Annotated in this window: 25 protein-coding genes; 20 read left to right on the forward strand and 5 right to left on the reverse strand. The window is 64.6% G+C overall.

The genetic code is table 11. The features are described 5' to 3' along the window. The first annotated feature begins 227 nt into the window (after positions 1–227). On the forward strand, positions 228–653 hold the full coding sequence (locus BRA1253DRAFT_RS09645) for a DUF5330 domain-containing protein (RefSeq protein WP_007593526.1): 426 nt from the start codon (positions 228–230) through the stop codon (positions 651–653). Between the two features lie 67 nt (positions 654–720). After that, the gene (locus tag BRA1253DRAFT_RS09650; RefSeq protein WP_007593527.1) at positions 721–1,152 is read left to right on the forward strand and encodes a SufE family protein; all 432 of its coding nucleotides are present in this window, start codon (positions 721–723) and stop codon (positions 1,150–1,152) included. 5 nt (positions 1,153–1,157) lie between these two features. On the opposite strand, the gene BRA1253DRAFT_RS09655 is transcribed toward BRA1253DRAFT_RS09650, so the two are convergent. Both BRA1253DRAFT_RS09655 and BRA1253DRAFT_RS09660 read right to left on the reverse strand, forming a co-directional pair. Then, positions 1,158–1,574 carry a MucR family transcriptional regulator gene (locus BRA1253DRAFT_RS09655; RefSeq protein WP_007593528.1) on the reverse strand — a complete coding sequence of 139 codons (417 nt, stop codon included), beginning with the start codon at positions 1,572–1,574 and terminating at the stop codon, positions 1,158–1,160. 160 nt (positions 1,575–1,734) lie between these two features. After that, positions 1,735–2,607, reverse strand: a complete 873-nt coding sequence (locus tag BRA1253DRAFT_RS09660; RefSeq protein WP_007593529.1) for a hypothetical protein — start codon at positions 2,605–2,607, stop codon at positions 1,735–1,737. Between the two features lie 312 nt (positions 2,608–2,919). Between BRA1253DRAFT_RS09660 and BRA1253DRAFT_RS09665 the strand changes: the two genes are divergently transcribed. Together BRA1253DRAFT_RS09665 and BRA1253DRAFT_RS09670 are read left to right on the forward strand one after the other, a co-directional pair. After that, on the forward strand, positions 2,920–4,569 hold the full coding sequence (locus tag BRA1253DRAFT_RS09665) for a glycosyltransferase family 39 protein (protein WP_007593531.1): 1,650 nt from the start codon (positions 2,920–2,922) through the stop codon (positions 4,567–4,569). 180 nt (positions 4,570–4,749) lie between these two features. Next, complete coding sequence (locus BRA1253DRAFT_RS09670; RefSeq protein ID WP_007593534.1) at positions 4,750–5,529, forward strand: class II aldolase/adducin family protein; 780 nt, start codon at positions 4,750–4,752, stop codon at positions 5,527–5,529. Between the two features lie 223 nt (positions 5,530–5,752). Here BRA1253DRAFT_RS09670 and BRA1253DRAFT_RS09675 read toward each other — a convergent pair whose 3' ends face one another. The 3 genes from BRA1253DRAFT_RS09675 to BRA1253DRAFT_RS09685 all read right to left on the reverse strand — a co-directional run bounded on the left by BRA1253DRAFT_RS09675 (position 5,753) and on the right by BRA1253DRAFT_RS09685 (position 10,286). Further along, positions 5,753–7,147, reverse strand: coding sequence for a M20/M25/M40 family metallo-hydrolase (locus tag BRA1253DRAFT_RS09675; RefSeq protein WP_007593536.1), 1,395 nt, complete (start codon positions 7,145–7,147; stop codon positions 5,753–5,755). A 54-nt stretch (positions 7,148–7,201) separates the two neighbouring features. Beyond that, positions 7,202–8,530, reverse strand: coding sequence for a glycosyltransferase family 87 protein (locus tag BRA1253DRAFT_RS09680; RefSeq protein ID WP_007593538.1), 1,329 nt, complete (start codon positions 8,528–8,530; stop codon positions 7,202–7,204). A 133-nt stretch (positions 8,531–8,663) separates the two neighbouring features. Continuing rightward, entirely contained in the window at positions 8,664–10,286 is a 1,623-nt protein-coding gene (locus BRA1253DRAFT_RS09685) for a helicase HerA-like domain-containing protein (RefSeq protein WP_007593540.1), read from the reverse strand. Between the two features lie 345 nt (positions 10,287–10,631). On the opposite strand from BRA1253DRAFT_RS09685, the gene BRA1253DRAFT_RS09690 reads away from it, so the two are divergent. The 16 genes from BRA1253DRAFT_RS09690 to BRA1253DRAFT_RS09765 all read left to right on the forward strand — a co-directional run bounded on the left by BRA1253DRAFT_RS09690 (position 10,632) and on the right by BRA1253DRAFT_RS09765 (position 24,567). Beyond that, positions 10,632–10,997 (forward strand): hypothetical protein, encoded by a 366-nt coding sequence (locus BRA1253DRAFT_RS09690; RefSeq protein WP_007593542.1) that lies wholly within the window; start codon positions 10,632–10,634, stop codon positions 10,995–10,997. A 26-nt stretch (positions 10,998–11,023) separates the two neighbouring features. Further along, positions 11,024–11,431, forward strand: coding sequence for a DUF4332 domain-containing protein (locus BRA1253DRAFT_RS09695; protein ID WP_007593543.1), 408 nt, complete (start codon positions 11,024–11,026; stop codon positions 11,429–11,431). Between the two features lie 273 nt (positions 11,432–11,704). Next, the gene (gene folP, locus BRA1253DRAFT_RS09700) at positions 11,705–12,565 is read left to right on the forward strand and encodes a dihydropteroate synthase (RefSeq protein WP_007593545.1); all 861 of its coding nucleotides are present in this window, start codon (positions 11,705–11,707) and stop codon (positions 12,563–12,565) included. Further along, on the forward strand, positions 12,562–12,930 hold the full coding sequence (folB, locus tag BRA1253DRAFT_RS09705; RefSeq protein WP_007593547.1) for a dihydroneopterin aldolase: 369 nt from the start codon (positions 12,562–12,564) through the stop codon (positions 12,928–12,930). The genes folP and folB overlap by 4 nt, the downstream gene beginning before the upstream one ends. Before the next feature lies 1 nt (position 12,931). Further along, positions 12,932–13,423, forward strand: coding sequence for a 2-amino-4-hydroxy-6-hydroxymethyldihydropteridine diphosphokinase (folK, locus tag BRA1253DRAFT_RS09710; protein ID WP_007593548.1), 492 nt, complete (start codon positions 12,932–12,934; stop codon positions 13,421–13,423). A gap of 81 nt (positions 13,424–13,504) precedes the next feature. Further along, positions 13,505–15,376, forward strand: coding sequence for a methylmalonyl-CoA mutase family protein (locus BRA1253DRAFT_RS09715; protein ID WP_007593550.1), 1,872 nt, complete (start codon positions 13,505–13,507; stop codon positions 15,374–15,376). Further along, a complete protein-coding gene (locus BRA1253DRAFT_RS09720) occupies positions 15,373–15,837 on the forward strand; it encodes a GFA family protein (protein WP_007593552.1) in 465 nt (154 codons plus the stop codon). Before BRA1253DRAFT_RS09715 ends, BRA1253DRAFT_RS09720 begins: the two co-directional genes overlap by 4 nt. 23 nt (positions 15,838–15,860) lie before the next feature. Beyond that, positions 15,861–18,017 carry a methylmalonyl-CoA mutase gene (gene scpA / locus BRA1253DRAFT_RS09725; RefSeq protein ID WP_035995058.1) on the forward strand — a complete coding sequence of 719 codons (2,157 nt, stop codon included), beginning with the start codon at positions 15,861–15,863 and terminating at the stop codon, positions 18,015–18,017. A gap of 53 nt (positions 18,018–18,070) precedes the next feature. Next, entirely contained in the window at positions 18,071–18,841 is a 771-nt protein-coding gene (locus BRA1253DRAFT_RS09730) for an RsiV family protein (RefSeq protein WP_088940911.1), read from the forward strand. 131 nt (positions 18,842–18,972) lie between these two features. Then, positions 18,973–19,965: a tripartite tricarboxylate transporter substrate binding protein gene (locus tag BRA1253DRAFT_RS09735; protein ID WP_007593564.1), complete on the forward strand. Its 993-nt coding sequence runs from the start codon at positions 18,973–18,975 to the stop codon at positions 19,963–19,965. Positions 19,966–20,139: 174 nt separating this feature from the next. Further along, positions 20,140–20,634, forward strand: a complete 495-nt coding sequence (locus BRA1253DRAFT_RS09740) for a tripartite tricarboxylate transporter TctB family protein (RefSeq protein ID WP_007593565.1) — start codon at positions 20,140–20,142, stop codon at positions 20,632–20,634. A 4-nt stretch (positions 20,635–20,638) separates the two neighbouring features. Continuing rightward, the gene (locus tag BRA1253DRAFT_RS09745) at positions 20,639–22,153 is read left to right on the forward strand and encodes a tripartite tricarboxylate transporter permease (protein ID WP_007593566.1); all 1,515 of its coding nucleotides are present in this window, start codon (positions 20,639–20,641) and stop codon (positions 22,151–22,153) included. A gap of 93 nt (positions 22,154–22,246) precedes the next feature. Further along, the gene (locus tag BRA1253DRAFT_RS09750; RefSeq protein WP_007593567.1) at positions 22,247–22,561 is read left to right on the forward strand and encodes a nucleotidyltransferase family protein; all 315 of its coding nucleotides are present in this window, start codon (positions 22,247–22,249) and stop codon (positions 22,559–22,561) included. After that, complete coding sequence (locus BRA1253DRAFT_RS09755; protein ID WP_007593569.1) at positions 22,562–22,906, forward strand: DUF86 domain-containing protein; 345 nt, start codon at positions 22,562–22,564, stop codon at positions 22,904–22,906. It begins immediately after the preceding gene. Between the two features lie 21 nt (positions 22,907–22,927). Further along, positions 22,928–23,914, forward strand: a complete 987-nt coding sequence (meaB, locus tag BRA1253DRAFT_RS09760; protein WP_007593571.1) for a methylmalonyl Co-A mutase-associated GTPase MeaB — start codon at positions 22,928–22,930, stop codon at positions 23,912–23,914. Further along, positions 23,911–24,567, forward strand: a complete 657-nt coding sequence (locus BRA1253DRAFT_RS09765) for a pyroglutamyl-peptidase I (protein WP_007593573.1) — start codon at positions 23,911–23,913, stop codon at positions 24,565–24,567. The genes meaB and BRA1253DRAFT_RS09765 overlap by 4 nt, the downstream gene beginning before the upstream one ends. The last annotated feature ends 65 nt before the right edge of the window (positions 24,568–24,632 follow it).

Raw genomic sequence — 24,632 nt, forward strand, 5'->3', positions numbered from 1 at the left:
ACAGGGTTTCACCGTGATCCGCATGGTTTCGAAATGGTGGACGGGCGTGGCGGCAGAATCACGGGCGTGGTCGTCAATCGAAAATTTACGACACGGTCGATTGCAAAGATTCTTGAGTCAATTTTCCGCGAATTAAGCGGAAGGCAATCACTTGCGATTTATCGAGAGTTGCTAGGCCCGACATCCGTGGAGATCGCCGCGGCGGGATCTAACATACAGGTCGCAAGATGCGCTTTCTGCTTCGCATCACATTCTGGCTCGGGCTGGTGCTGGTGCTCCTGCCGCGAGACAAGACGCCCGAATCGGACAAGCTGCCGCAGATCGGCGCTGCCGACGCGGTGCAGGCTGCGACCGCGGCTGTTTCCGACATGACCCAGTTCTGCAAGCGCCAGCCGGCGGCGTGCGAGGTCGGCGGACAGGCCGCGACCATCATCGGCCAGCGCGCGCAGGACGGCGCGAAGAAGATCTACCAGATCATCAACGACAAGAAAGAGCAGCTCGAGAAGCCCGACAAGAAGACCCCCGACCACACCGGCTCGATCGCGCTGGCCGGCGAAGGCGATACCGCAACCAGCGAGGCGCCGCGCGACACCCTGTCCCAGGACGACCTCGCGCTGGAATGGCGCGGCCCGGCGCCCGCGACGGCGAATTAGCGCCCAAACCCTATCGATTTCGGCGCTTTGCGTCCCTATATTGGCCTGAACGGGAACTTGGGCCAGCATGACGACGATCGACGAAATCAGGGATAATTTCGAGATTCTGGACGAATGGGACGACCGCTATCGGTACGTCATCGAGCTCGGCCGCACCCTGGAACCGATGTCCGAGGCCGAGCATTCGGCCGAGAACAAGGTGAATGGCTGCGTCAGCCAGGTCTGGCTTCAGAAGCTGATCGATCGTCGCGATGGCGGGCCGCCGGTCCTGACATATCGCGGCGACAGTGACGCCCACATCGTGCGCGGGCTGGTCGCGATCGTGCTGTCGCTTTACTCCGGCCGCACGCCTCAGGAGATTCTTGCGACCGACGCCATTGCCGTATTCGACGAGTTCGGTTTTCGCGACCATCTGACGCCGCAGCGTTCCAACGGCCTGCGCTCGATGGTCGAGCGCATCAAGACCGACGCGAAAGAAGCGCTCGCGGAAGCGTCGTAGAAATCCTACTTCCGCTTGCGCTGCTGCTGTCCCAGTCCCATCTGCTTCGCAAGCTGTGAGCGGGCCACTGCATAGTTCGGCGCGACCATGGGATAGTCGGCCGGCAGGCCCCATTTCTCGCGATATTGCTCCGGCGTCATGTTGTACCGGGTGTGCAGATGGCGCTTCAGCGACTTGAAGCGCTTGCCGTCTTCCAGACAGACCAGATAATCAGGCGCGATCGACTTCTTCAGCGAGACCGCCGGCTTCGCGGGCTCGAGCGGCACCGTCTCGGTGCGACCCGATGAAACGCGCACAAGCGCGCCATGCACCTGGCTGATCAGGTTCGGAATCTCAGTTGCAGGCGTCGGGTTGTTGCTGAGATAGGCCGACACGATGCCCGCCGTCAGCTCAATGAAATTCTTAGCCCCGGCATCCGACATCGGCCCCGCCTTTCTCCACCTTGCGTCTCACGGGAGAGACGACGTCAGAGTATTCCGTGTCAACAATACGTTCGACTGAATGGAATGACTGAGGAATATGGGCTGATTTACTGACGAAGCAACAAGAACGCCAGCGCTTTACTTGCCTGCGCCAGCTCTCTCAAGCCCCACGCTGGTCGAGGTGGGAGCGCAGTTCGTCGATCGAGGCAAAGCGCATCATCCCTTCCGGCATCTGGGCTTCGATCGAGCCATCGGAGTAGAGCGAATAGGCCATGCCGTCGACGATGCCGGATTTGAGCACGGTCACGGGCGCCTGTTCGGCCGCGGCCGCCGGCTCCGGTGCGGGCGGCGGAGCAGTCTCAGCGAAGGTCGACGGCGAGCGCGGGGGCGGGCGCCGCGAGGCGGCCGGCGGCTCGGCAGGCCTCATACGGTCCGGCTTCGGCCAGGCGTCGTCAAAGCTCGCAGGCGGCGTCTCCGGGGCGGCAGGCTCCGCCGACGGCTCGGCATGCGGCAGCGGCGGCAAGCCCTCGCTGGTCTTCGCCTCGGCGCGCTCGCGCTCCTTGCGGGAGGTCGAGGCGAACATCAGGTTGCGCCGGCGCGGCGGTTCCGGAACCTCCGGCGGGCTCGGAGCTTCCGGCGGTGGCGGAGGCTCGGCGCGCGGACGCTCGCGCGCGGCTGCTTCGTTCTGCCAGGGCGGCGGTCCTGCGGCCGGCAATGGCGGCGCCGGCTCGATCTTCTCTGCGCCCGGCTCAGGCGCGGGGCCAGGCGTTCCAGCCATCCCGAGACCCGGCAGCACGGGCCTGACCCGAACGTCGGATGGTGCGATGGATCCAGCCAGCCGGCGGGCCATGCCTTTCAATTCCGCGACCACGACGTAGAGGCCGGCCAGTAACATTCCGGAGCAGACGCCGATGGTACCGGCGATTATGAGGGTACTGCCGAGACTGAATTCCCTGACGGTGAAGCCGAACAGGATCGCAAGGAGGCCCGCCAAAACGGCGAAAATCCCCGCGATCAACAATGCCAACGCCATCGAACTCACCCCTGGCCGCGCAGCCACACGCGACCCTCGTCACGCCACGATACCGTCATCCGGTGTTCCACGCCAACGTCGAATTATAACCTGCGTTCCTTAAGGAAAGGAAATCAGGGACTTATTCACATTCCCTTCAGCTACGGCTCGCTACTTTAGGCCGCTCTCAAGTTTGGCCGGATTTGCTGCGTCGCATCAGGAATTAGCCATAATGCCCAATTACTTGCTAATGGAACTGCGCTATAGGGATTCCGGGGAGCAGGCCCGCGCGCACCAGCAGGGCCAAGAGGGGATTCCGGGTCACCAATAGCCATGACATCCATCACGACTTCGGCGATCGACACGCCCCTGCGGCGCTCGGTTGAACGGACTTGCGACGATCTCGCCATGCTGGTGCTGGCTGCGGTCGCCGTCATTGCAGGCTTGACCTTCCGCGACTACGGGCTCGGCTGGGACGACTACACCCACGCCGAATACGCCGATCTGCTGCTGCGCATGTTCGGTTCCGGTTTCAAGGACACCGCGGCCCTCTCCTTTGCCAACCTCTACATGTATGGCGGCGGCTTCGACATGGTCGCGGCCCTCCTGCACAAGGTGATTCCGCTCGAGCTGTTCGAGACGCGCCGGCTGCTCGGCGCCGTAGTCGGCGTGATCGGACTTGCGGTGACGTGGCGGCTTGGCCGCCGTGTCGGTGGTCCCCTTGCGGGACTTGCCTCACTCTTGCTGCTCGCGCTCTGCCCGATCTTCTACGGCCACATGTTCATGAACCCGAAGGATGCGCCCTTCGCGGTGGCCATGATCATCCTGATGCTGGGCCTCGTCCGCCTTGCCGAGGAATATCCGCAGCCGTCGCCGCGCACGATCCTGATCGTCGGCCTTGGCGCCGGCCTCTCGCTCGGCACCCGCATCCTCGGCGGCCTTGCGCTGGTCTATGCCGTGATCGGCTTCATGCCGCTGTTCCTGGAGGAACTGCGCACCGAGGGCCTGCGTGAATCGGTCCGACGCTTCGCTTATGTCGTCTACGTGCTGTTGCCCGGCCTCGTGCTCGGCTACATCGTGATGGGGCTGATCTGGCCGTGGTCGATCATGGAGCCCGGCAATCCCTTCGAGGCGCTGACCTACTTCTCGCACTTCTTCGAGAAACCCTGGAAGGAGATGTTCGACGGCGCGATCGTTTCCGTGCCCGACATGCCCTGGTCCTATCTGCCGACGCTGTTCGCGCTTCAGTTGCCCGAGGTGATGCTGGTGCTGATGTTCGGCGCCGTGATCGGCACCTTCGCACTGCTGCCGCGCCGCGATGTTCCCGCCCGCCGCAAGGCCATTCTCCTGATGCTCACGCTCGCCGCGACGCTGCCGCTGGCGATCGCAATGGTGAAGCGGCCGGCGCTGTACAACGGCATCCGCCATTTCGTCTTCGTGATCCCGCCGATGGCGGTGCTCGGCGGCGTTGCCTTTGGCTGGGCCATGGAGCGCCTGCGCGCCAATCACCGCACCTGGCAGCCGGTCGTGCTCGCCACCTTCTGCTTTGGCTTGGCGCTCTCGCTCGCCGAGATGATCCGCCTGCATCCCTATCAATACACCCACTTCAACCACATCGCCGGCACCGTGCGCGGCGCCGACGACCGCTTCATGCTGGATTATTGGGGTCTGGCGCTGAAGCAGGCCTCGGACGAATTGCGCGAACAGCTGGTGGAACGCCAGGAAGTGCCGCCGCGAAACCGCAAATGGAAGGTCGCGGTGTGCGGTCCGCAGCGCCCCGCCCAGGTCGCGCTCGGCCCCGACTTCACCATCGGCTGGGATTCCAATGCCGCCGATTTCGCCATGACGCTCGGCGAGTTCTACTGCAAGGGCCTCACCGCGCCCGTGCTGGTCGAGATCAAGCGCGACGACGTGGTGTTCGCCCGCGTCTACGACATCCGCGGCAGCAGCATTTCCAGCCTGCTCTCGATCCCGGCGCCGTAATAAACTCCTCCAGACCGTAGCCCGGATGACCGCAGCGACATCCGGGGCCTATGAGGCAGCCCCGCATGTCGCTTCGCTCATGCGGGCTACGCTGGACTGCCGCGCTTTGTGTGCCTTGCTGGCAGCTCGCGGCAGGACTACGCTCCCTCCCCGCAACAACGATGTTCGGAGAGATCAACCATGTCGCCAGCGGAAGCGCGCCTGAAGGAAGTGCCGTCGAACATGACGGAGGCCGAGTGGCAGCAACGGGTCAATCTCGCCGCATGCTATCGTCTCGTCTCGCTCTACGGCTGGGACGATTTGGTCGACACCCATATCTCCGCGCGCGTGCCCGGCCCTGACCATCATTTCCTCATCAACCCCTACGGGCTGATGTTCGACGAGATCACGGCGTCGAGCCTGGTCAAGGTCGATCTGCACGGCAACCAGCTCTCCGAGAGCGAGTACAGCATCAACCCCGCCGGCTTCACCATCCACTCGGCGATCCACGAGGTGCGCGAGGACGCCATCTGCGTGCTGCATCTCCACACCCTCGACGGCACCGCGGTCTCGAGCAGCGCCGAAGGCCTGCTGCCGCTGAACCAGACCGCCCAGCTCGTCACCCACGACCTCGCCTATCACGACTACGAAGGCATCGCGCTCGACCACGACGAGCGGCCGCGGCTGCAGAAGGACCTCGGCGACCATAACCACATGCTGCTGCGCAACCACGGCACGATGACGGTCGGCCGTTCGGTGGCTTCGGCCTTCGAGCGCATGTATCACCTTGAGCGCGCCTGCTCGATGCAGGTACGTACGCGCGCGCTGGGCACGCCGGTCTATCCGGTCGACGATGTCGCGATCGACAAGAATACCGAGCTGCTCGCCAACCGCGACCGCGCCGAGTTGCGCGCCACCAACCTGGTGTGGCCGCCACTGCTGCGCAAGCTGGACCGCGAGCTGCCGGGCTACCGGTCTTGAAATTTTCGAGATTTGGTGTAGGGTAGCGTTTAACGAACCTCTACGCCTTTTGGAATGAAACGCCGCCCAATTCCGGGCGGCGTTTTTATTTGTAAGGTCTCGTAGGGTGGGCAAAGCGAAGCGTGCCCACCATTGCCGATCGCGATCCGGGACAGATGGTGGGCACGGCGCTTTGCGCCTTTGCCCACCCTACGCACTCGCAACGACGAGGATAAAGAGCGCCCTACTTCACCTCCGCCAGCGCCGCGAGGATGCGCGCCCAGGAACGGATGCCTTTCTGGAAGCTGCGGAGGTCGTACTTCTCGTTCGGCGAGTGGATGTTGTCGTCGTCGAGGCCAAAACCGACGAGCAGCGAATCCAGCCCCAGCGCGCGCTTGAAGTCGGCGACGATCGGGATCGAGGCGCCCGAGCCCATCAGCACGGTCTCCTTGCCCCATTCCTCGGTCAGCGCGGTTTTGGCCGCGGCGAGCGGCTTCATGTTCCAGTCGAGCGCAATCGCAGGCCCGGCAGAGTGATCGCCGAACTCGACCTTGCAGTCTCCCGGAATGCGCGCCGTCACGTACTCACGGAAAGCCTTGCGGATCTTCGCAGGATCCTGCCCTTGGACCAGCCGGAACGAGACCTTGGCCGACGCGTGCGACGGGATCACCGTCTTCGAGCCCTCACCGATATAACCGCCCCAGATGCCGTTGACGTCACAGGTCGGACGTGTGGAAGCCTGCTCGACCAGGAGCCTGCCCTTCTCGCCGGCCGGTATCGATAGCCCAACGGGCTTGAGGAACGTGTCCGGCGTGAAGTCGAGCTTCTTCCACTGCGCGAGAATGTCCGGCGGCGTGTCCTTTACCCCATCGTAGAAGCCCGGAATGGTGATGCGATTGTCGTCGTCGAACAGCCCGCCGAGAATTTTGGTCAGCACCCGGATCGGGTTCATCGCGCTGCCGCCGAACACGCCGGAATGCAGGTCGCGATTGGCGGCGGTGATCTTGAGCTCCTCATAGAGCAGACCGCGTAGCGAGGTCGTGATCGCCGGCGTGTTGCGGTCCCACATGCCGGTGTCGCAGACCAGCACGTAGTCCGCCCTAAACTCGTCCTTGTTGGCTTCGATGAAGGGCACGAAGTTCTTCGAGCCGACTTCTTCCTCGCCTTCGATCAGGAACGTGACGTCGATCGGCAGTGACCCCGTCACTTTCTTCCAGGCGCGGCAGGCCTCGACGAAGGTCATGACCTGGCCCTTGTCGTCCTCGGCGCCGCGCGCCACGATGATCTTGCGGCCGTCGGCATGGTCGGTGACAACAGGCTCGAATGGCGGACGGTGCCAGAGTTCGAGCGGATCGACCGGCTGCACATCATAGTGGCCGTAGAACAGCACATGCGGCCGGCCGCCCGCGACGCTCTTGCCGACGACCGCAGGATGGCCGGCGGTCGGCCTCACTTCAGTCGCAACGCCGAGGCTCGCGATGTCCCTGGCAAGATGCTCGGCCGCCGCCTTGCAATCGGCCGCGAAGGCCGGATCGGCGGAGATCGACTTGATCCGCAACAGCGAGAACAGACGCTCCAGGCTGTTGTCGAACTCCTTGTCGATGTGGTCGAGCACGGATTGAAGCTGCGCATTTGCCATTGGTCGTATTCCCTGCGTTCGAATCCCAAGACGTCGGGACTCAAAGATGTCTTCTCAAGAACTATCGGCTTTTAGCGCTGCCGCGGCGTCGGGGCCAGCCGCAACCGGCGGATGCCGGATGTGCCATGCGAGACTAGCTGCGAGGATCGCCGTGGCGACGAGGTTATTGCCCCAGGCCTGGAAGACATTGGGAAACCACGGCAGCGCCAGCAGCATGAGGATGCCGGCGGCGCCAAGGGCGAGCCAGGTTCCCAGGCGTACGTTCGCCCGCTCGTCGAAGGCGGCACGATGCATCAGCACCGTCATCGGGAAGAACAGCCACATGAAATAGTATTGTCGCGCCAGCGGCGATGCCACCGTCATCAGGCAGAACAGGATGCCGAGCTCCTCGGCGTCCGAGCGCGCCGTACGCCGCGCTCGCCCTGGCATGACCGCGACGAAGCCGAGTCCGAGCAACGCCGACAGCGCCAGCACGATCCAGTTCGCCGTCCTGTAATCGACGTCGATGACATTCATCGTGCGCGGCGGCTTGTTGGGATCCTCCTGATTGTAGTTGATTGGCCGGACCAGCCGGTGCGTGACAGCAATGAGTGACTGGTTCACCCACGACCAGTTCTGCTCGTCGCGTTGGCCAAATCCTTTTTCCGAGCTCGACCCGACCATGCCCTGATACCAGGTCTTGACCTCGGCGGCGTTGCGCTCGAAGCCGCGAATGGGAGCCGGCACGATGTAGAGAAGTATGCCGGTGAAGGCGACCGTAGCGACGGCGGCTCCCCACTTTCGCCGCCAGACCAGATAGGGCAGCACCGCAATGGGAAACACCTTGATCGCGGTGGCGAGCGCGAACATGAAGCCTGCGAGCCAGGAGCGCTGATGCTGCAAGCTCCAGAAGCCGTAGAGCATGATCGCCAGCAGGACGAGGTTCGGCTGTCCAAGATCGAACATGTCAAACACGAAGGTCACGGTCACGGCAGCTGGTAGTGCCTCCAGCCAGGGGCCAGGCGTGCGGCCCGAACCGGTCATGGCATTGGAGAGCATCCCGGTGTACCACCACGCCGCAATATTCAGGACCGACAGCACGCTGTAGAGCGCGATCTTGCCGAACCAGCTCGGGACTGCCAGCAGGATCGCCGGCAGCGGTGGGTAGATGAACTCGAAGTACTGGTGGATGTCGCCGGGATAGAGCGGCCCACCCTTCAAGACCTGCTGCCCGGCCCAGTACCACAGGCCGTAGTCCTTGGTTTTGCCGTGCCCGAAGATCTCGGGACCAAGGACATCGGCAGCCAGGATGAAGCAGCAGAGCAGGAAGAGCAGGTCGAGCGGCGCACGTAGCGACAGTCTTCGGAATGTGCCGGGTCGAACGAAAGATTCAGGTGAGGTCACGGTGTGGTCCAGTCAGGGGCCATAGCACCTAGCAGACCGACGGACGCTTGGAGAGTCCTGATCACCCGAATTTGTACCCACCGCGCACAAGCGGCGGGTTTGCGGAGGAATTGCCTCAAACGAGGCTTTCTGCCTACCTGCGCAGCAAGCCGCCGAGCGCGCCGCGGACCAGCGTGCGGCCGATCGAGCCACCAAGCTGGCCGGCGACCGACTTGCCGATATTGGCGGCCATCCCCCCGATCACCTGATTGGTGACCGATCGGGTCATGTCGCGCGCGATGACCTGGCCCGTCGACAGGCGGCCGCGCTTGACGTTGGTGCCAAAGATGGTGCCGACGATCGAGCCGATCTGGCCGAGGATGCCGCCGCCTCCGCCGCCCGCCGAAGCATCCGCAGTCGCAGCCGTGCCGGCAATGCGCTTCTGGATCATCTCGTAGGCGGACTCTGCATCGACGGCGGTGTCGTATTTGCCCTTCACCGGGCTTGCATCCATGATCGCCTTGCGCTCTTCGGACGTGATCGGTCCGATCCGGGCCGATGGCGGCCGGATCATCACCCGCTCGACCATCGCCGGCGTGCCGTTGCCTTCGAGAAAGGACACCAGCGCCTCGCCCTTGCCGAGCTCCATGATCACCTGGGCGGTGTCGAGCTTCGGGTTGGGACGGAAGGTCTGGGCCGCGGCGGCGACCGCCTTCTGGTCGCGCGGAGTGAAGGCGCGGAGCGCGTGCTGCACCCGGTTGCCCAATTGTCCGAGCACGCGGTCGGGTACGTCGACCGGGTTTTGCGTCACGAAATAGACGCCGACGCCTTTGGAGCGGATCAGGCGCACCACCTGCTCGATCTTGTCCATCAGCGCCTTGGGCGCGTCGTTGAACAACAGATGCGCCTCGTCAAAGAAGAAGACCAGCTTCGGCTTGGGCAGGTCACCGGCCTCGGGCAGCTCCTCGAACAATTCCGACAGCATCCACAGCAGGAATGTCGCGTAAAGCCGTGGGCTCTGCAGCAGCTTGTCGGCGACGAGGATGTTGACCATGCCGCGGCCGTCGCGGTCGGTCTTCATGAAATCTTTCAGCGTCAGCGCCGGTTCGCCGAAGAATTTGGTGGCGCCCTGGTTCTCCAGCACCAGAAGCTGGCGCTGGATGGTGCCGACCGTGGCCTTGGTGACGTTGCCAAAACCCTGCGCCGCCTTCTTGATCTCGGCAAGCGGACTCTCCTCGGCATCCGCCCCCTTCTTGCCGGCATCGGGCACGATGGCATCGAGCAGCGCGCGCAGATCCTTCATGTCGATCAGCGTCAGCCCGTTGTCGTCGGCGACGCGGAAGGCGACGTTGAGCACGCCTTCCTGCACGTCGTTCAGGTCGAGCATACGTGCGAGCAGCAGCGGGCCCATTTCAGTGACGGTCGCCCGCACCGGGTGGCCCTGCTCGCCGAACACGTCCCAGAACACCGTCGAGAACTGGTCGGGCTCGAACGTCAGTCCCATCTCGGTGGCGCGCTTGACGATGAAATCTTTGGCTTCGCCGACCTCCGAGATGCCCGAGAGGTCGCCCTTGATATCGGCCGCGAAGACCGGAACACCGGCGCGCGCAAATCCTTCCGCCATCACTTGCAGCGAGACCGTCTTGCCGGTTCCGGTTGCACCCGTGACGAGGCCATGGCGATTGGCGAATGCCAACGTCAGCCATGCCTGCTCGTTTCCTTTACCGACGAAGATCTTGTCGTCGGTATCACCGAGCTTGCTGTCCTGTGCGGTCATTATTCCCTGATCTCTCTGCCCTGTTTCGCATATCGAAACTCGAATGCACCAGTTCCGTAGTTTAACGCATATCGCGCGCTGATTGAAACCATTCAACGCGCTCGGGCATGCGACATCGTCGGAAACATGCGGGTGACATCCGCCGAAAGTAGGAACGACGCATTCGCACCGCGGCATTTTTTTGCCGATTTCATCTCCGCTCTTGCATCGCTGCAACACTTCTCGCGCGTTCGAGACTGAATCGGAACGTTGGTGGCGTTCATCGCTTGTATTTCACATCACACCGGCTCAAGATCATTTTCGAAAGCAATACTCCGGCATGTGAACCGGCTGAGGGGCGGCCATATGGACGAGCTAATCGGGCGGCTGGCGACAAACGCCAGCATAGATAGTGCTGTCGCTGAAAAGACCGTCGGCATTATCCTGGGCTTCCTCCGCAACGAGGGTCCTTCCGACAGCGTCCAGGTACTCATCGACCAGATTCCAGGTGCAGAAGCGGCAATCGAGGCATCCCGCAGCGGCGGAGGACTGTCGCGGCTGATGGGCGGCGGCCTGATGGCGGTCGGCACGCGCCTGATGGGCATGGGACTCGGCATGTCCGAGATTCAGAACGTCGCCCGTGAACTTTTTCGCTTCGGCCGAGACAAAATCGGAGCGGATCAGATGGGCAAGATCATCGCGGGGACCCCGGGCCTCAGCCAGTTCGCCTGACGCCTGCGCATTTCACATCGAGTATCATGACATATCCGATCTCCGAGATTGAGGGCCTGTCGGCCTTTGCCGCCAACAAGTTGAAGGCGCACGGTATCCGCACCACCGATGCGCTGCTCGAGGCGGCCTCGACCGTAAAGGGCCGCAAGGCGCTCTCCGCCAAGACCGGCATCAGCGAGCAGTTGCTGCTGGAATGGGCCAACGTCTCCGACTACATGCGCATTCCCGGCATGGGCAGGGCCAAGGTCGGCCTGGTCCGCGCCGCCGGCGTCACCACCGTGCGCGAGCTCGCCTACCGAAATCCGGCAAGGCTCGCCCAGAGCATGCGGGATGCCAACGAGAAGAAAAAGCTGCTCCGCATCCTGCCCTCGGAGAAGTCGGTCGGCGACATCATCGCCAAAGCGAAGAAGCTGCCGCCTAAGATTTCGTATTAGGGTTGCCCCTCTCCGCATACGGAGTGGGCGCTACTCTCTCGGCATCGTTTTGCCCGATGGGCAACAATGCATCCCCCAACTCTGCCGTCATACCCCGCGAAAGCGGGGTATCCAGTACGCCGCGGCTCCTCCGTATCGCGGTGCCGTCACTGGAATACTGGATTGCCCGCCTTCGCGGGCAATGACAGCGAGGGTGTGCAACGCCCTGCCCAACGCTGGCAACCCACGCCTTCCCGTCTTGACTCCCCCTCCCCGACCGCTAAAGCGGGCCGCATGAATGCCTCGCCCTCCCCATCCGTCCCGGCGGCCGGTTCAGTCGGGCCTGACGTGCTGCGGACGCTGCTGGAGCGGCCGATCCCGGCGGTGATGGGCGTGCTCAACGTCACCCCGGATTCATTCTCCGACGGCGGCGAATTCATCGCGCCCGAGCAGGCGCTCGCGCGGGCACGGGCGATGATCGAGGCCGGGGTCGACATCATCGATATCGGTGCCGAGTCCACCCGGCCCTACAAGGGCGCCCGGCCGGTCACGGCGGAAGACGAACTGGCGCGGCTGAGGCCGGTGCTATCGGACATCGTGGCGCTCGGCGTGCCGGTCTCGATCGACAGCATGAAGGCGGAAGTCGTGGCCTTCGCGCTCGCCCAGGGCGCGGCGATCGCCAACGACGTCTGGGGCCTGCAGCGCGATGCCGGCATGGCGCCGACGGTGGCCGCGAAGGGCGTCCCCGTCATCGTCATGCACAACCGCGACAGCGTCGATCCCGCCATCGACATCATTGCGGATATGAAGGCGTTCTTTCAGCGCTCGCTGGATATCGCGACGCAAGCCGGCATCGCCCGCGACAAGATCGTGCTCGATCCCGGCATCGGCTTCGGCAAGACGGCCGAACAGAGCATGACCGCGCTAGCGCGGCTGCGTGAATTCGACATGTTCGGCCTGCCGATCCTCGTTGGTGCCTCGCGAAAACGCTTCATCGCCTCGGTGTCGCCGTCGGAGCCGACAGAGCGGCTCGCCGGCTCGATCGCCGCGCATCTGATCGCCGCGCAGCGCGGCGCGAAAATCATCCGCACCCACGACGTCGCCGAGACCTTGCAGGCCCTGCGAGTGGCGCACGCAATCGAGAGCAAGCCATGACCGATACGATCTTCGTGAGCGGCCTGTCGATCCATGCCCGCCACGGCGTGATGGAGCACGAAACGGAAGTCGGCCAGCGCTTCGTCATCGACCTCGAGCTCTATACCGACCTGTCGGAGCCTTCCCGCAGCGACCGGCTCGCCGACACCGTGTCCTACGCCGACGTCGTGGCGACCACCACCGCGGCCTTCAAGAACACCAACTACAAGCTGCTGGAGCGCGCGGCCGGCGCGGTCGCCGACGCCATCCTGTCGCACTTTCCGCGCATCCGTGCGGTCAAGATCACCGTGCACAAGCCGCATGCGCCGATCGCCGCGATCTTCGACGACGTCGGCGTCATGCTGACGCGCTCGCGGCACCCCTGACATGGCAAGCGTCCTGATCGCGCTCGGCGGCAATGTCGGCGATGTCCGCGCGACCTTCCAGAAGGCGATCGCCCATATCTGCGGCATGGCGCAGGCGGCGTTGATCGCGCGCTCGTCGGACTATGCGACGCCGCCCTGGGGCGACGAGGACCAGGCTCCCTTCATCAACGCCTGCGTCGAGATCGAGACCGATCTCGATCCGCATGCGCTGCTGTTCGTGATGCAGAAGGTCGAGCAGAAATTCGGCCGCATGCGCGATAAGGAGCGGCGCTGGGGCCCGCGCACGCTCGATCTCGACATGATCGCGTATGACGACGTCTCGATGCAGAAACCCGATCTGACCCTGCCGCATCCGCGCCTGTTCGAGCGCGCCTTTGTGCTGGTGCCGCTGGCCGAGATCGCGCCCGACCGCGTGATCGCAGGCATTCGTGTCCATGACGGTCTCGCCAGCGTCTCGACACAAGGCATTGAGCGGCTTCCGGATACCGGTTAACCAAAAACAACCGTTTGCAGGGACGGCCGGCCGTGGCAATTTCGCCTGCGAACAACAAGATTTTCGGGAGCCCCTCGCCGCATGACCTCCGCGACTGACGACCTGCCGCTGGCGGCGGATTTTCCCAAGGCGACCGTCGAAGACTGGCGCAAGCTGGTCGATGGCGTGCTGAAGGGCGCGCCGTTCGAGAAGCTGGTCGGCAAGACCTATGACGGACTCAAGATCGAGCCGCTCTATCCGCGCGCCAAAGGTGTTGCGCCCGTGGTGGGGCGGCCGGCGGCGGCGCCCTGGCAGATCATGCAGCGGATCGACCATCCCGATGCAAGTGCGGCGAATGCGCAGGCACTGACCGATCTCGAAAATGGCGCGACAGGGCTTGCGCTGGTGTTCGCCGGCGGCAATGCCGCTCACGGTTTCGGGCTGGAACCGACCGCGGACGCAGTCGCAAAGATCTTGAAGGATATCCATCTCGATGCCGGCATCGGGCTGGAGCTCGAGATCGGTCCGCAATCGCGGATGGCGGCGATCCACGTCGCGGAATATGTGAAGAGCAATGGCATCGATCCCGCCGCCTGCGACATCCGCTTCGGCCTCGACCCGCTCGCGGCCGCCGCGGTGTGGGGCCACAGCCCCTATACCTGGGATGAGATCGTTCCGGCCGTCACCGGCGGCATCAAGGGCCTGGCCGCGCTCGGCTTCAAGGGTCCGTTCGCTTCGGCCGACGGACGCGTGATCCACGATGCCGGCGGCTCGGAGGCGCAGGAGCTCGCCTTCGTGCTCGCCTGCGGCATCGCCTATTTGCGCGCGATCGAAGGCGCCGGCGTTCCGCTGGAGCAGGCGCAGGGCATGGTCTATGCGCGGCTTGCCGCGGATGCAGATCAGTTCCTCACCATGGCAAAATTCCGCGCCTTGCGACTGCTGTGGGCGCGTATCGAGACGGCGTGCGGGCTCGCGCCAAAACCGCTGTTCATCGTCGCCGATACCGCCTGGCGCATGCTGACGCAACGCGATCCCTATGTGAACATGCTGCGCGCGACCATGGCGACGTTTGCGGCCGGACTCGCCGGCGCGAACGCGATCACCGTGCTGCCGCATACGCTGGCGCTCGGCCTGCCCGATCCGTTCGCGCGGCGCGTGGCGCGCAATACGCAAGCCGTGCTGCTGGAAGAGAGCAATCTCGCCAAGGTCAGCGATCCCGCGGCAGGCGCAGGCGGCATCGAGACGCTGACCGCGCAGCTCTGCGAGGCGGCCTGGGCGCTATTCCAGGAGAGCGAGAAAGCCGGCGGCGCCTTCGCTGCGCTTCAGCGGGGCCTGTTCCAGAGCAAGGTCGCGGCCGCGCGAAAAGCCCGCGACGCCAACATCGCAAAACGCCGCGACGTGCTGACCGGCGCCAGCGAGTTTCCGAACCTGCACGAGAACGAGACGACGGTGCTGCAGGCGACCCCGATCGCGCTGGCGCCTTATGGCGAGCAAAAATACAAGTTCGACGCGCTGCCGCCGATCCGGCTAGCGGAACCGTTCGAGGCGCTGCGGGACAAATCCGATGCGGCCTTGAAGGCGCGCGGCGCGCGGCCGAAAGTGTTCTTGGCCAATCTCGGCACGCCCGCCGATTTCACGGCTCGCGCGACCTTTGCCAAGAGCTTGTTCGAGACCGGCGGCATCCAGGCCGTCGACAGCGAGGGCTTCGCCGATCCGGCCCAGTTAGCTGCAGCCTTTAAAGCCTCCGGTGCCGGGCTCGCCTGTCTTTGTTCCAGCGACAAGGTGTATGCGGAACACGCCGAAGCCGCGGCGAAGGCCCTGCAAACCGCCGGGGCCCGACTTATCTATCTGGCAGGCCGCCCGACTGATGCCGAGGCGGCGCTGCGTGCAGCCGGCGTCACCGGCTTCGTCTTTGCCGGTGGCGATGCGCTTGCGACGCTGCAAGACACGTATCGACGGATGGAGCAGCCATGACGGAAGCAGGCAAACCCGTTCTCACCGGCGGCTGCCAATGCGGGGCAGTGCGCTTCGGAGTCATGACGGCGCCGAACAGGGTTTCGATCTGCCACTGCCGGATGTGCCAGAAGGCCAGCGGCGCGCCGTTCGCCTCTTTTGCCGACGTCAACAAGACGGACTTTGCCTGGACCAAGGGGCAGCCCTCGTTCTTCCGCTCCTCCTCGATCGCCGAGCGCGGCTTTTGCGCCGCCTGCGGCACGCCGCTGAGCTTTGGCCGCATCGACGGCGACCGCATTGAGATCATGACCGGCGCGTTCGACCGCCCCGACCACGTGGTGCCGACGCGGCAGTTCGGCACCGAGTCCCGTCTCGGCTGGGTGGTCGGGATCGCCAATCTACCAAGCCAGACCACGCAGCAGAATTACGGACCGGAGAAGATGGCGACCATCGTCAGCCATCAGCATCCGGATCATGATTAAGCGCCTATGATATGGTTGAAAGCATGAGCCGCATCCCCAATTTCGCCGACGTCGCCTTCGAGCGCGCCGCCACCGCTGCGCCATCAGGCAGCGCCGAGCCGTGGCTGACGCCCGAGGGCATTCTGGTGAAGCCCGCTTATAGCGAGGCCGATCTGGCCGGACTCGATTTCCTCGAGACCTACCCAGGCATCGCGCCTTATCTGCGCGGCCCCTACCCCACCATGTATGTCAACCAGCCCTGGACTGTGCGGCAATATGCCGGCTTCTCCACGGCGGAGGATTCCAACGCGTTCTACCGCCGCAATCTCGCTGCCGGACAGAAGGGCCTCTCGGTCGCGTTCGATCTCGCCACCCATCGCGGCTATGACAGCGACCATCCGCGTGTCGGCGGCGACGTCGGCATGGCCGGCGTTGCCATCGATTCCATCTACGACATGCGCACGCTGTTTGCGGGCATTCCGCTCGACCAGATGAGCGTGTCCATGACCATGAACGGCGCGGTGCTGCCGATCCTCGCGCTCTACGTTGCGGCCGCCGAGGAACAGGGCGTCCCGCCCGAGAAGCTTTCAGGGACCATTCAGAACGACATTCTGAAAGAGTTCATGGTGCGCAATACCTACATCTATCCGCCCGCGCCTTCGATGCGGATCATCTCGGACATCTTCGCCTACACCTCGCAGAAGATGCCGAAATACAATTCGATCTCGATCTCCGGCTATCACATGCAGGAGGCCGGGGCGACGCAGGACCTCGAGCTCGCCTATACGCTGGCCGACGGCGTCGAATATCTTCGTGCCGGCCTTGCGGCGGGCCTCGACGTCGACCGCTTCGCGCCGCGCCTGTCGTTCTTCTGGGCGATCGGGATGAACTTCTTCATGGAAGTCGCCAAGATGCGCGCCGCGCGACTGCTCTGGGCGAAGCTCTTGAGGCCCTTCAACCCGAAGGACCCGCGCTCGCTGTCACTGCGCACGCATTGCCAGACCTCCGGCTGGTCGCTGACCGCGCAGGACGTCTTCAACAACGTGATGCGCACGACGGTGGAAGCGATGGCGGCGACGCAGGGCCACACCCAGTCGCTGCACACCAACGCGCTCGACGAAGCGCTGGCGCTGCCGACCGATTTCTCCGCGCGTATTGCCCGCAATACCCAGCTCTTCCTGCAGCAGGAGAGCGGCACCACCCGCATCATCGACCCCTGGGGCGGTTCGTATTATGTCGAGCGTCTCACGCGCGACCTCGCCGCCAAGGCCTGGGGCCACATCCAGGAGGTCGAGGAGCTCGGCGGCATGGCCAAGGCGATCGAGGCCGGCGTACCGAAGCTGCGCATCGAGGAAGCCTCGGCCAAGACCCAGGCCCGCATCGATGCCGGCAAGCAGGCGGTGATCGGGGTCAACAAATACAAGCCGACCGACGAAGCTCCGATCGATATTCTCAAGGTCGACAATACCAATGTCCGCCGGCTCCAGATCGACAAGCTGACGCGGCTGAAATCCGAACGCAACCAGAAGGACGTCGAGGCCGCGCTCGCCGCGCTGACGCGCTCGGCCGGCGAAGGCAACGGCAATCTGTTGGCGCTCGCCATCGACGCTGCGCGCGCGAAGGCAACCGTCGGCGAGATTTCCGACGCGATGGAGAAGGTGTTCGGCCGGCACCGCGCCGAAATCAAATCCATCACCGGCGTCTACAAGCGGGAGGCGTCCAGCATGGGTAACCGGGTCGAGAAGGTTCAGGCGCTGATCGACGCCTTCGAGGAGGCGGAAGGCCGCCGCCCGCGCATCCTGGTCGCAAAAATAGGCCAGGACGGCCACGACCGCGGCCAGAAGGTGATCGCGTCGGCATTCGCCGATATCGGCTTCGACGTCGACATCGGGCCGCTGTTCGCGACTGCCGACGAAGCCGCGCGGCAAGCTGTCGAGAACGACGTCCACATCCTCGGCGTCTCCTCGCTTGCCGCCGCCCACCTCACCGCGGTGCCGGAATTGAAGGCCGCGCTGAAGAAGCAGGGCCGCGACGACATCATGATCATTGTCGGCGGCGTAGTGCCGCCACAGGATTACGATGCACTCTACGCGGCCGGCGCGGAAGCCATCTTCCCGCCGGGCACCGTGATCGCGGACGCGGCCGAGGAGCTGATCCGCAAGCTGAACGCCCGGCTCGGGCATAGCGAGGCGGCGGAGTAGGTCGCTATCGACCTTCGAAAGGACAGTGCGTGATATTTTCCGCGCCAGCGTTGATGCGCGCGCTAACTTTGGTCGCAGCCTGCAGCGCGTTGTTGGCTACCGCGCATGCCGCCGATCGCAAGCCCGACGCGGTCATCAAGACCAAGAGCATCGAAGCCCGCGTCTTCCTCGACGACAAGGTCAAGGTCGATGCGGCGCTGGCGGCCGACTGCCTGATTGAAGGCAAGAAGTGGATCGACAAGAACGCGGCAGAAGCCGCCGCCTCGCGCAAAGACGATCCGCAATTCTTCAGGGATGGCGGCTGGGACTTCGAGCGCAAATATGCGGTCCGCTCCGTCGTTGCCGACCGCTATGTCAGCATCCTGCGCAACGACTATATGGACACCCACGGTGCCCATCCCAATTCCGATGTGAACACGGTCCTGTGGGACAAGGCGGAGAACAAGCGCATCTCCATCCGCCCGTTCTTCGCCGAGACCGCCGACAACGGCGCGGCCATGAAGGCAATGGTGAAGGCGGTGATCGCATCGTTGAAGATCGAGAAGAAGAAGCGCGATACCAGCGAGACCGCGACCGACGAATGGTTCAAGAGCGTGGAGCCGAGCCTGCTCAAGATCGGCGCGGTGACGCTCGCGCCTTCAACCGACGCGGGCAAGAGTTCCGGCCTCACTTTCCACTACCCGCCCTACGCAGTCGGCCCTTACGCCGAGGGCGAATATGTCGCATTCGTGCCGTGGGAAACGCTGAAGCCCTATCTCAGCGCGGAAGGCACCCGCATCTTCGGTGGCGCACGGCCAAAGGGCGACGCGGACGAGCCGCAGTGATCCCGTCGTGAGCAACGCCGCGTAGCTCTCTAAGCGCTGGTCGCGTTGCCTTGCAGCCGCGCTGCAAAGCCGACTAGAATGTCGCCATTGACAAGAGCGCCTGACGTCATGGGCGCCGCTGGGAGGCATTGATGTCCAAGATTACGCGCCGCACCTTTGCGGCCTCTTCCGCTGCGGTTGCGGCATCCGCCGCATTCGGCCTCACACCCGCACTTGCACAAGCCTATCCGGCGCGGCCCGTCACCGTGATCGTGCCCTGGGGCGCGGGCGGCGGCACCGACGCGACTGCGCGCATTGTCGCAGCGCTGCTGGAGAAGGATCTCGGCCAGCCCTTCAACGTGGTCAATCGCACCGGCGGCTCCGGCGTCGTCGGCCATACCGCGATCGCGACCGCGCAGCCCGACGGCTACACCATCGGCATGCTCACGGTCGAAATCTCGATGATGCACTGGCAAGGGCTGACCGAGCTGGCGCCGAAGAGCTACACCCCGCTCGCGCTGATGAACGAAGATCCCCCGGGCATCCAGGTCTCCTCCTCCTCGCCTTACAAGACGGTGAAGGAACTCGCGGAAGCCATCAAGGCGGCCCCTCCCGGCAAGTTCAAGGCCTCCGGCACCGGCCAGGGCGGCATCTGGCATCTCGCGCTGGTCGGCTGGATGCAGGCGATGGGCCTGCCCGCCAACCAGGTCGCCTGGGTTCCGTCGAACGGCGCCGCACCCGCGATGCAGGACCTCGCCGCCGGCGGCCTCGACCTCACCACCTGCTCGGTGCCGGAAGCCCGCGCCATCATCGAGGCCGGCAAGGCCAGGAGCCTTGCCATCATGGCGCCGGCGCGCAATCCAATCTTCAAGGACGTGCCGACGCTGAAGGAGGCGATGGGCATCGACTACGCGACCGGCGCCTGGCGCGGCATCGGCGCGCCGAAGAGCCTGCCGCCGGAGATCGCAACGAAGCTCACCGCGGCGCTGCAGAAGGTTTATGACTCCGCCGAGTTCAAGGACTTCATGGGCAATCGGGGCTTCGGCACCGTGTGGGGCGATGCCGGCCAGTTCGCAAGCTTCATGGACAAGGGCGACGCCCAGATGGGCGAAGCGATGAAGGCGGCGGGTCTGAGCAAGGCGTGATTTGTCACCTCTCCCCGCTTGCGGGGGAGAGGTCGATTTGAGCGCAGCGCAAATTCGGGTGAGGACGCGGCTCCGCGAGTCCGGCTTTCACCTCCATCGTGGACGCAGCCCCTCACCCCACCCCTCTCCCCGTAAGAACGGGGCGAGGGAGAAGAAATCTCATAGGATTCTCCCATGCGCCTTCCCGACTCCGTCACGGGATCGTTTCTCGTCGTGCTCGGCACAGCAGCCGCCTATGGCGGCTGGCTGCTGCCGCCGGTGCCCGGGCAGCCGGTCGGCCCCAACGTATTTCCGCTCGTGATCGGCATTGGGCTGGCGCTGTGCGGGCTCGCGATCGTGTTCGGGATCGGCCACACCTTCGAGGACGCGGAAGAGCTGATCCCGCTCGAGGATGGCCAGCTAGCGGCTGCCCCGCCGCCGCAGGGAAAGTTGTACGGCCTGCGCGCGCTGCTGCCGCCAGCGCTGCTGCTGTTCTACGTGGTGGCGGCCGACCGGCTCGGCTTCATCATAACCGCGGCGATCATGGTCTACGTCACCTCGACCGCGTTGGGGGCGAAGTGGAAGCTGGCGCTGCCGCTCGCAGCGCTGTCGCCGTTCGCTATCCACCTGATCTTCGGCAAGCTGCTGCGCGTGCCGCTTCCCGCCGGCCTGTTGCCGACGCCTTGGTGATCCCATGCTGAAAACCCTGATTGAAGCGTTCGCACTGATCTCCACCTGGGAGGTCATCATCGCGATGTTCGCAGCCTCGGTGTACGGGCTCGTGATCGGCTCGCTGCCGGGCTTGTCGGCGACGATGGCAACCGCCTTGCTCGTCCCCGTCACCTTCTATCTCTCGCCGATCGCGGCGATCGCGACCATCGTCGCCGCGTCCTCGATGGCGATCTTCTCCGGCGACATCCCCGGGGCGCTGCTGCGCATCCCCGGCACGCCAGCGTCCGCCGCCTATGCCGACGAGGCTTACGCCATGACCCGCAAGGGACAGGCCGAGCTGGCGCTCGGGGCCGGCGTGTGGTTCTCGGCCGTCGGCGGCATCGCCGGCGTGCTGTCGCTGATGATCCTGGCGCCGCCGCTGGCCGAGATCGCGCTGTCGTTCTCGACCTTCGAGTATTTCTGGCTGGCGCTGCTCGGCCTGATGTGCGCGACGCTGGTGGCGCGCTCCTCGCCGGTGAAGGCGATCGCCGGCATGTTCCTCGGCCTGCTGGTCTCCTGCGTCGGCATCGAGAATCCCGGCGGCGTGCCGCGCTTCACCTTCGGCCTCACCGATCTGTTCGGCGGCATCGAGCCGATCCCCGCGCTGGTCGGCGTATTCGCAGTGGCCCAGGTCATGCGCGCGATGCTGACTCCCGAGCCGCCGCCGCTGCCGCGGCGCAAATTCGGGAGCATCATGGCCGGCCAGTGGAAGCTGACCAAGAAATACCATTGGCAGATGACGCGCGGAAACATCGTCGGGATCATCATCGGCGTGCTGCCCGGGGCCGGCGCCGACATGGCCGCCTGGGTTTCCTATGCAATGTCGAAGCGCTTCTCCAAGGAACCGGAGAAATTCGGCACCGGCCATGTCGAAGGCCTGGTCGAGGCCGGCGCCAGCAACAATGCCAGCATCGCCTCGGGCTGGGTGCCGTCGCTGCTGTTCGGCATCCCCGGCGACACCATCGCCGCGATCGCGATCGGCGTGCTCTACATGAAGGGGCTGAACCCCGGGCCGACGCTGTTCACCGAGAAAGCGTCGAGCATGTACGCGATCTATCTGATGTTCATCATCGCGAACATCCTGATGATCCCGCTCGGCATCGCCATGATCCGGGTTGCCGCCTACATCCTGCTGGCACCGCGCTCCGCCATCATGCCGATCATCATGCTGTGCTGCGCGGTCGGCTCGTTCGCGATCGGCAACAACATGTTCGGCATCGTCACCGTCGCCGCCTTCGGCGTGATCGGCTATGTCATGGAAGCCAACGGCTATCCCGTCGCCGCGATGGTGCTCGGCATCGTCATGGGCACCATGGTCGAGCAGGCTTTTGTGACCTCGTTGATCAAGTCGGACGGCAGCATCCTGCCGTTTTTCGAGCGCTCCGTGGCCGCGATCCTCGCCGCCATGGCGATCGGGGCGCTGCTGTGGCCGGTGCTGGTCTGGGCGTGGCGCAAGGTGAAACCGGTGCGGACCGGGGTGGCGGCGACATCCCGGTGATATCGGGCGGGCGGGCCCTCGCCTGCCCCACCGAGGGCTGAGCCGACCCGCCCGATACTGGGACGGGCGGCTGCTCTGTGCTAACATCTGGTCATGACCGAGGTCGCAGATATTCCAGTCCAGACACTCATAGGGAAGCTCAGGGAGCTCGCTCCCGATCTGAGAGCTGCCGGAATCACGCACCTTTACTTGTTTGGATCGCGCGCGCGAGGCGACGCCCGCCCCGACAGCGATCTCGACGTCCTGGTCGAGACGACCTCGCGTGAGGAAGCGCCACGGTTCGATTACTTTAAGGTCCTGCACTTGATCGAAGGCCATCTTGGCCTTCAGGCCCAGATATCGATGCGGGACCTGCTGAAGCCGCGCATCGCCGAACGCATCGCAGATGATCTGATCGAGGTCTTCTGAATGCCGCCGACCGTGGAAGACCGACTGCGAGATATCCTGGAAGCCATCACCGACATCGAAAGTGTCGTGAAGGGCTCCACATTTGAGCAATTCGTCTCTGAAAAAACCGCTCGCCTGGCAATCGAACGTCTTCTCGAGATCGTATGTGAGGCTTCGAGATCCATTCCAGATGACGTAAAGCGAGCCGAGCCAGGAATCGACTGGCGCAAAATGATCGATTTCGGAAATCTGCTGCGCCACGCCTACCATATGACGAAAGCCGAGATCGTTTGGGACATTATCCAAATCCATCTTCCACCGCTAAAATCCTGTGCTGAGCGACACATTCGCGGGTCGGGTCGGTAGCGGCCGGACGCGAAGACAATCATGACCAGTAGCAAATCCATCGACATCAAATCCCTCGCCCATGACCTCCGCGCCGGCAGCCGCGCGGCGCTGGCGCGGGCCATCACGCTGGTCGAGAGCCGGCGCAGCGACCATCAGGCGCTGGCGCGCGAGCTGGTGCAGATGCTCTTGCCCGATACCGGCAGGGCAGTGCGCGTCGGTATCACCGGCTCGCCCGGCGTCGGCAAATCCACCACCATCGACGCGCTCGGAACGCATCTCATCGAGCAAGGCCACAAGGTCGCGGTGCTCGCGGTCGATCCGTCCTCGGCGCGTAGCGGCGGCTCGATCCTCGGCGACAAGACGCGGATGGCCCGGCTCGCGGCCTCTGACGACGCCTTCATCCGCCCCTCGCCGTCCTCCGGCACGCTCGGCGGCGTCGCGGCCAAGACACGCGAGGCGATGCTGCTGTGCGAGGCGGCCGGCTTCGACGTCGTGCTGGTCGAGACCGTCGGCATCGGCCAGTCCGAAACCGCGGTCTGCGACATGACCGATTTCTTCCTGGCCCTGATGCTGCCGGGCGGCGGCGACGAATTGCAGGGCATCAAGAAGGGCCTGGTCGAGCTCGCCGACATGATCGCGATCAACAAGGCCGACGGCGACAATCTCAAGCGCGCCAACATCACTGCCGCCGATTATCGCGGCGCGCTGCATATCCTGACGCCGCGCTCCGAGCACTGGCATCCGCCGGTCGAGACCTATTCGGCGCTGACTGGTGACGGTATCGCGAAGATCTGGCAGAAAGTCCTCGATCACCGCAAGGCGATGATTGCATCCGGCGACTTCGCCGCACGGCGGCGCGAGCAGCAGGTGAAATGGATGTGGTCGATGCTGGAGCAGCGCATGCTGGCGCGGTTGCGCAGCGAGGCGTCGGTGCGGACCAAGGTCCGGAAGATCGAGACTGAGGTCGCCGACGGCCATCTCACGCCGGCGCTCGCCGCCGAAAAGATCCTGGAGTTGCTGCAATGAGCGACAAGCTCCGCATTCTCCTCACCGGCTTCGGCCCGTTTCCCGGCGCGCCCTACAATCCGACCCAGCCGCTGGTCGCCCGGCTGGCGCAATTGCGCCGTCCCGCACTCGACGATGCCGCGATCTCCAGCCACATCTTCCCGGTCACCTATGCCGCGGTGGACCGGCAATTGCCGGAGGTGCTTGCGAAAGAGAAGCCCGATGCGCTGCTGATGTTCGGCCTCGCCGCACGCACGCCCTATCTGCGCATCGAGAGCCGCGCGCGCAACGCCGTCACCATGCTCTGGCCCGATGCCGCCAAGACCCGCTCGAGCAAGCGCGGCATCGCCGGCAATGCGGACGCGATGATTTTCGGCCCGCACACCGCAAGGCTGCTGCGCGCCGCCCGCCTCACCGGCATCGACGCGCGCCCCTCGCGCGACGCCGGCGCCTATCTCTGCAATTACCTGAGCTGGCGCGCGATCGAAAACGTCAGGGCCGGCGGGCCAAAGCTCGCCGCGTTCATCCATATTCCCCTGCTCGCGCGCAGTGGCGCCGTGCGCCGCAAGGGCGCGCCGCGGATCACGCTCGAGGAATTGGTGGACGCCGGGGAAGCGATGCTGATGGAGATGGTGCAGTTGGCACGGAAGGGGCGCAACACACCGACTTCGTAGGGTGGGCAAAGGCGCGCTTGCGCCGTGCCCACCAACTTGTTCCGATCTGCCGCTGAATGGTGGGC

Origin of the sequence: Bradyrhizobium sp. WSM1253, assembly GCF_000244935.1 — a bacterium.
Classification (GTDB): domain Bacteria; phylum Pseudomonadota; class Alphaproteobacteria; order Rhizobiales; family Xanthobacteraceae; genus Bradyrhizobium; species Bradyrhizobium canariense.

Bases quoted from the DNA above. Each gene is read 5' to 3' on its own strand.
- BRA1253DRAFT_RS09695 (WP_007593543.1), top strand. From the start codon at position 11,024: ATGACATATCCGATCTCCGAGATTGAGGGCCTGTCGGCCTTTGCCGCC.
- BRA1253DRAFT_RS09735 (WP_007593564.1), top strand. From the start codon at position 18,973: ATGTCCAAGATTACGCGCCGCACCTTTGCGGCCTCTTCCGCTGCGGTT.
- BRA1253DRAFT_RS09765 (WP_007593573.1), top strand. From the start codon at position 23,911: ATGAGCGACAAGCTCCGCATTCTCCTCACCGGCTTCGGCCCGTTTCCC.
- folB (WP_007593547.1), top strand. From the start codon at position 12,562: ATGACCGATACGATCTTCGTGAGCGGCCTGTCGATCCATGCCCGCCAC.
- meaB (WP_007593571.1), top strand. From the start codon at position 22,928: ATGACCAGTAGCAAATCCATCGACATCAAATCCCTCGCCCATGACCTC.
- BRA1253DRAFT_RS09685 (WP_007593540.1), bottom strand. From the start codon at position 10,286: ATGACCGCACAGGACAGCAAGCTCGGTGATACCGACGACAAGATCTTC.
- BRA1253DRAFT_RS09690 (WP_007593542.1), top strand. From the start codon at position 10,632: ATGGACGAGCTAATCGGGCGGCTGGCGACAAACGCCAGCATAGATAGT.
- BRA1253DRAFT_RS09665 (WP_007593531.1), top strand. From the start codon at position 2,920: ATGACATCCATCACGACTTCGGCGATCGACACGCCCCTGCGGCGCTCG.
- BRA1253DRAFT_RS09715 (WP_007593550.1), top strand. From the start codon at position 13,505: ATGACCTCCGCGACTGACGACCTGCCGCTGGCGGCGGATTTTCCCAAG.
- BRA1253DRAFT_RS09730 (WP_088940911.1), top strand. From the start codon at position 18,071: ATGCGCGCGCTAACTTTGGTCGCAGCCTGCAGCGCGTTGTTGGCTACC.
- BRA1253DRAFT_RS09660 (WP_007593529.1), bottom strand. From the start codon at position 2,607: ATGGCGTTGGCATTGTTGATCGCGGGGATTTTCGCCGTTTTGGCGGGC.
- folP (WP_007593545.1), top strand. From the start codon at position 11,705: ATGAATGCCTCGCCCTCCCCATCCGTCCCGGCGGCCGGTTCAGTCGGG.
- BRA1253DRAFT_RS09650 (WP_007593527.1), top strand. From the start codon at position 721: ATGACGACGATCGACGAAATCAGGGATAATTTCGAGATTCTGGACGAA.
- BRA1253DRAFT_RS09670 (WP_007593534.1), top strand. From the start codon at position 4,750: ATGTCGCCAGCGGAAGCGCGCCTGAAGGAAGTGCCGTCGAACATGACG.
- BRA1253DRAFT_RS09675 (WP_007593536.1), bottom strand. From the start codon at position 7,147: ATGGCAAATGCGCAGCTTCAATCCGTGCTCGACCACATCGACAAGGAG.
- folK (WP_007593548.1), top strand. From the start codon at position 12,932: ATGGCAAGCGTCCTGATCGCGCTCGGCGGCAATGTCGGCGATGTCCGC.
- BRA1253DRAFT_RS09655 (WP_007593528.1), bottom strand. From the start codon at position 1,574: ATGTCGGATGCCGGGGCTAAGAATTTCATTGAGCTGACGGCGGGCATC.
- scpA (WP_035995058.1), top strand. From the start codon at position 15,861: ATGAGCCGCATCCCCAATTTCGCCGACGTCGCCTTCGAGCGCGCCGCC.
- BRA1253DRAFT_RS09745 (WP_007593566.1), top strand. From the start codon at position 20,639: ATGCTGAAAACCCTGATTGAAGCGTTCGCACTGATCTCCACCTGGGAG.
- BRA1253DRAFT_RS09755 (WP_007593569.1), top strand. From the start codon at position 22,562: ATGCCGCCGACCGTGGAAGACCGACTGCGAGATATCCTGGAAGCCATC.
- BRA1253DRAFT_RS09720 (WP_007593552.1), top strand. From the start codon at position 15,373: ATGACGGAAGCAGGCAAACCCGTTCTCACCGGCGGCTGCCAATGCGGG.
- BRA1253DRAFT_RS09740 (WP_007593565.1), top strand. From the start codon at position 20,140: ATGCGCCTTCCCGACTCCGTCACGGGATCGTTTCTCGTCGTGCTCGGC.
- BRA1253DRAFT_RS09750 (WP_007593567.1), top strand. From the start codon at position 22,247: ATGACCGAGGTCGCAGATATTCCAGTCCAGACACTCATAGGGAAGCTC.
- BRA1253DRAFT_RS09645 (WP_007593526.1), top strand. From the start codon at position 228: ATGCGCTTTCTGCTTCGCATCACATTCTGGCTCGGGCTGGTGCTGGTG.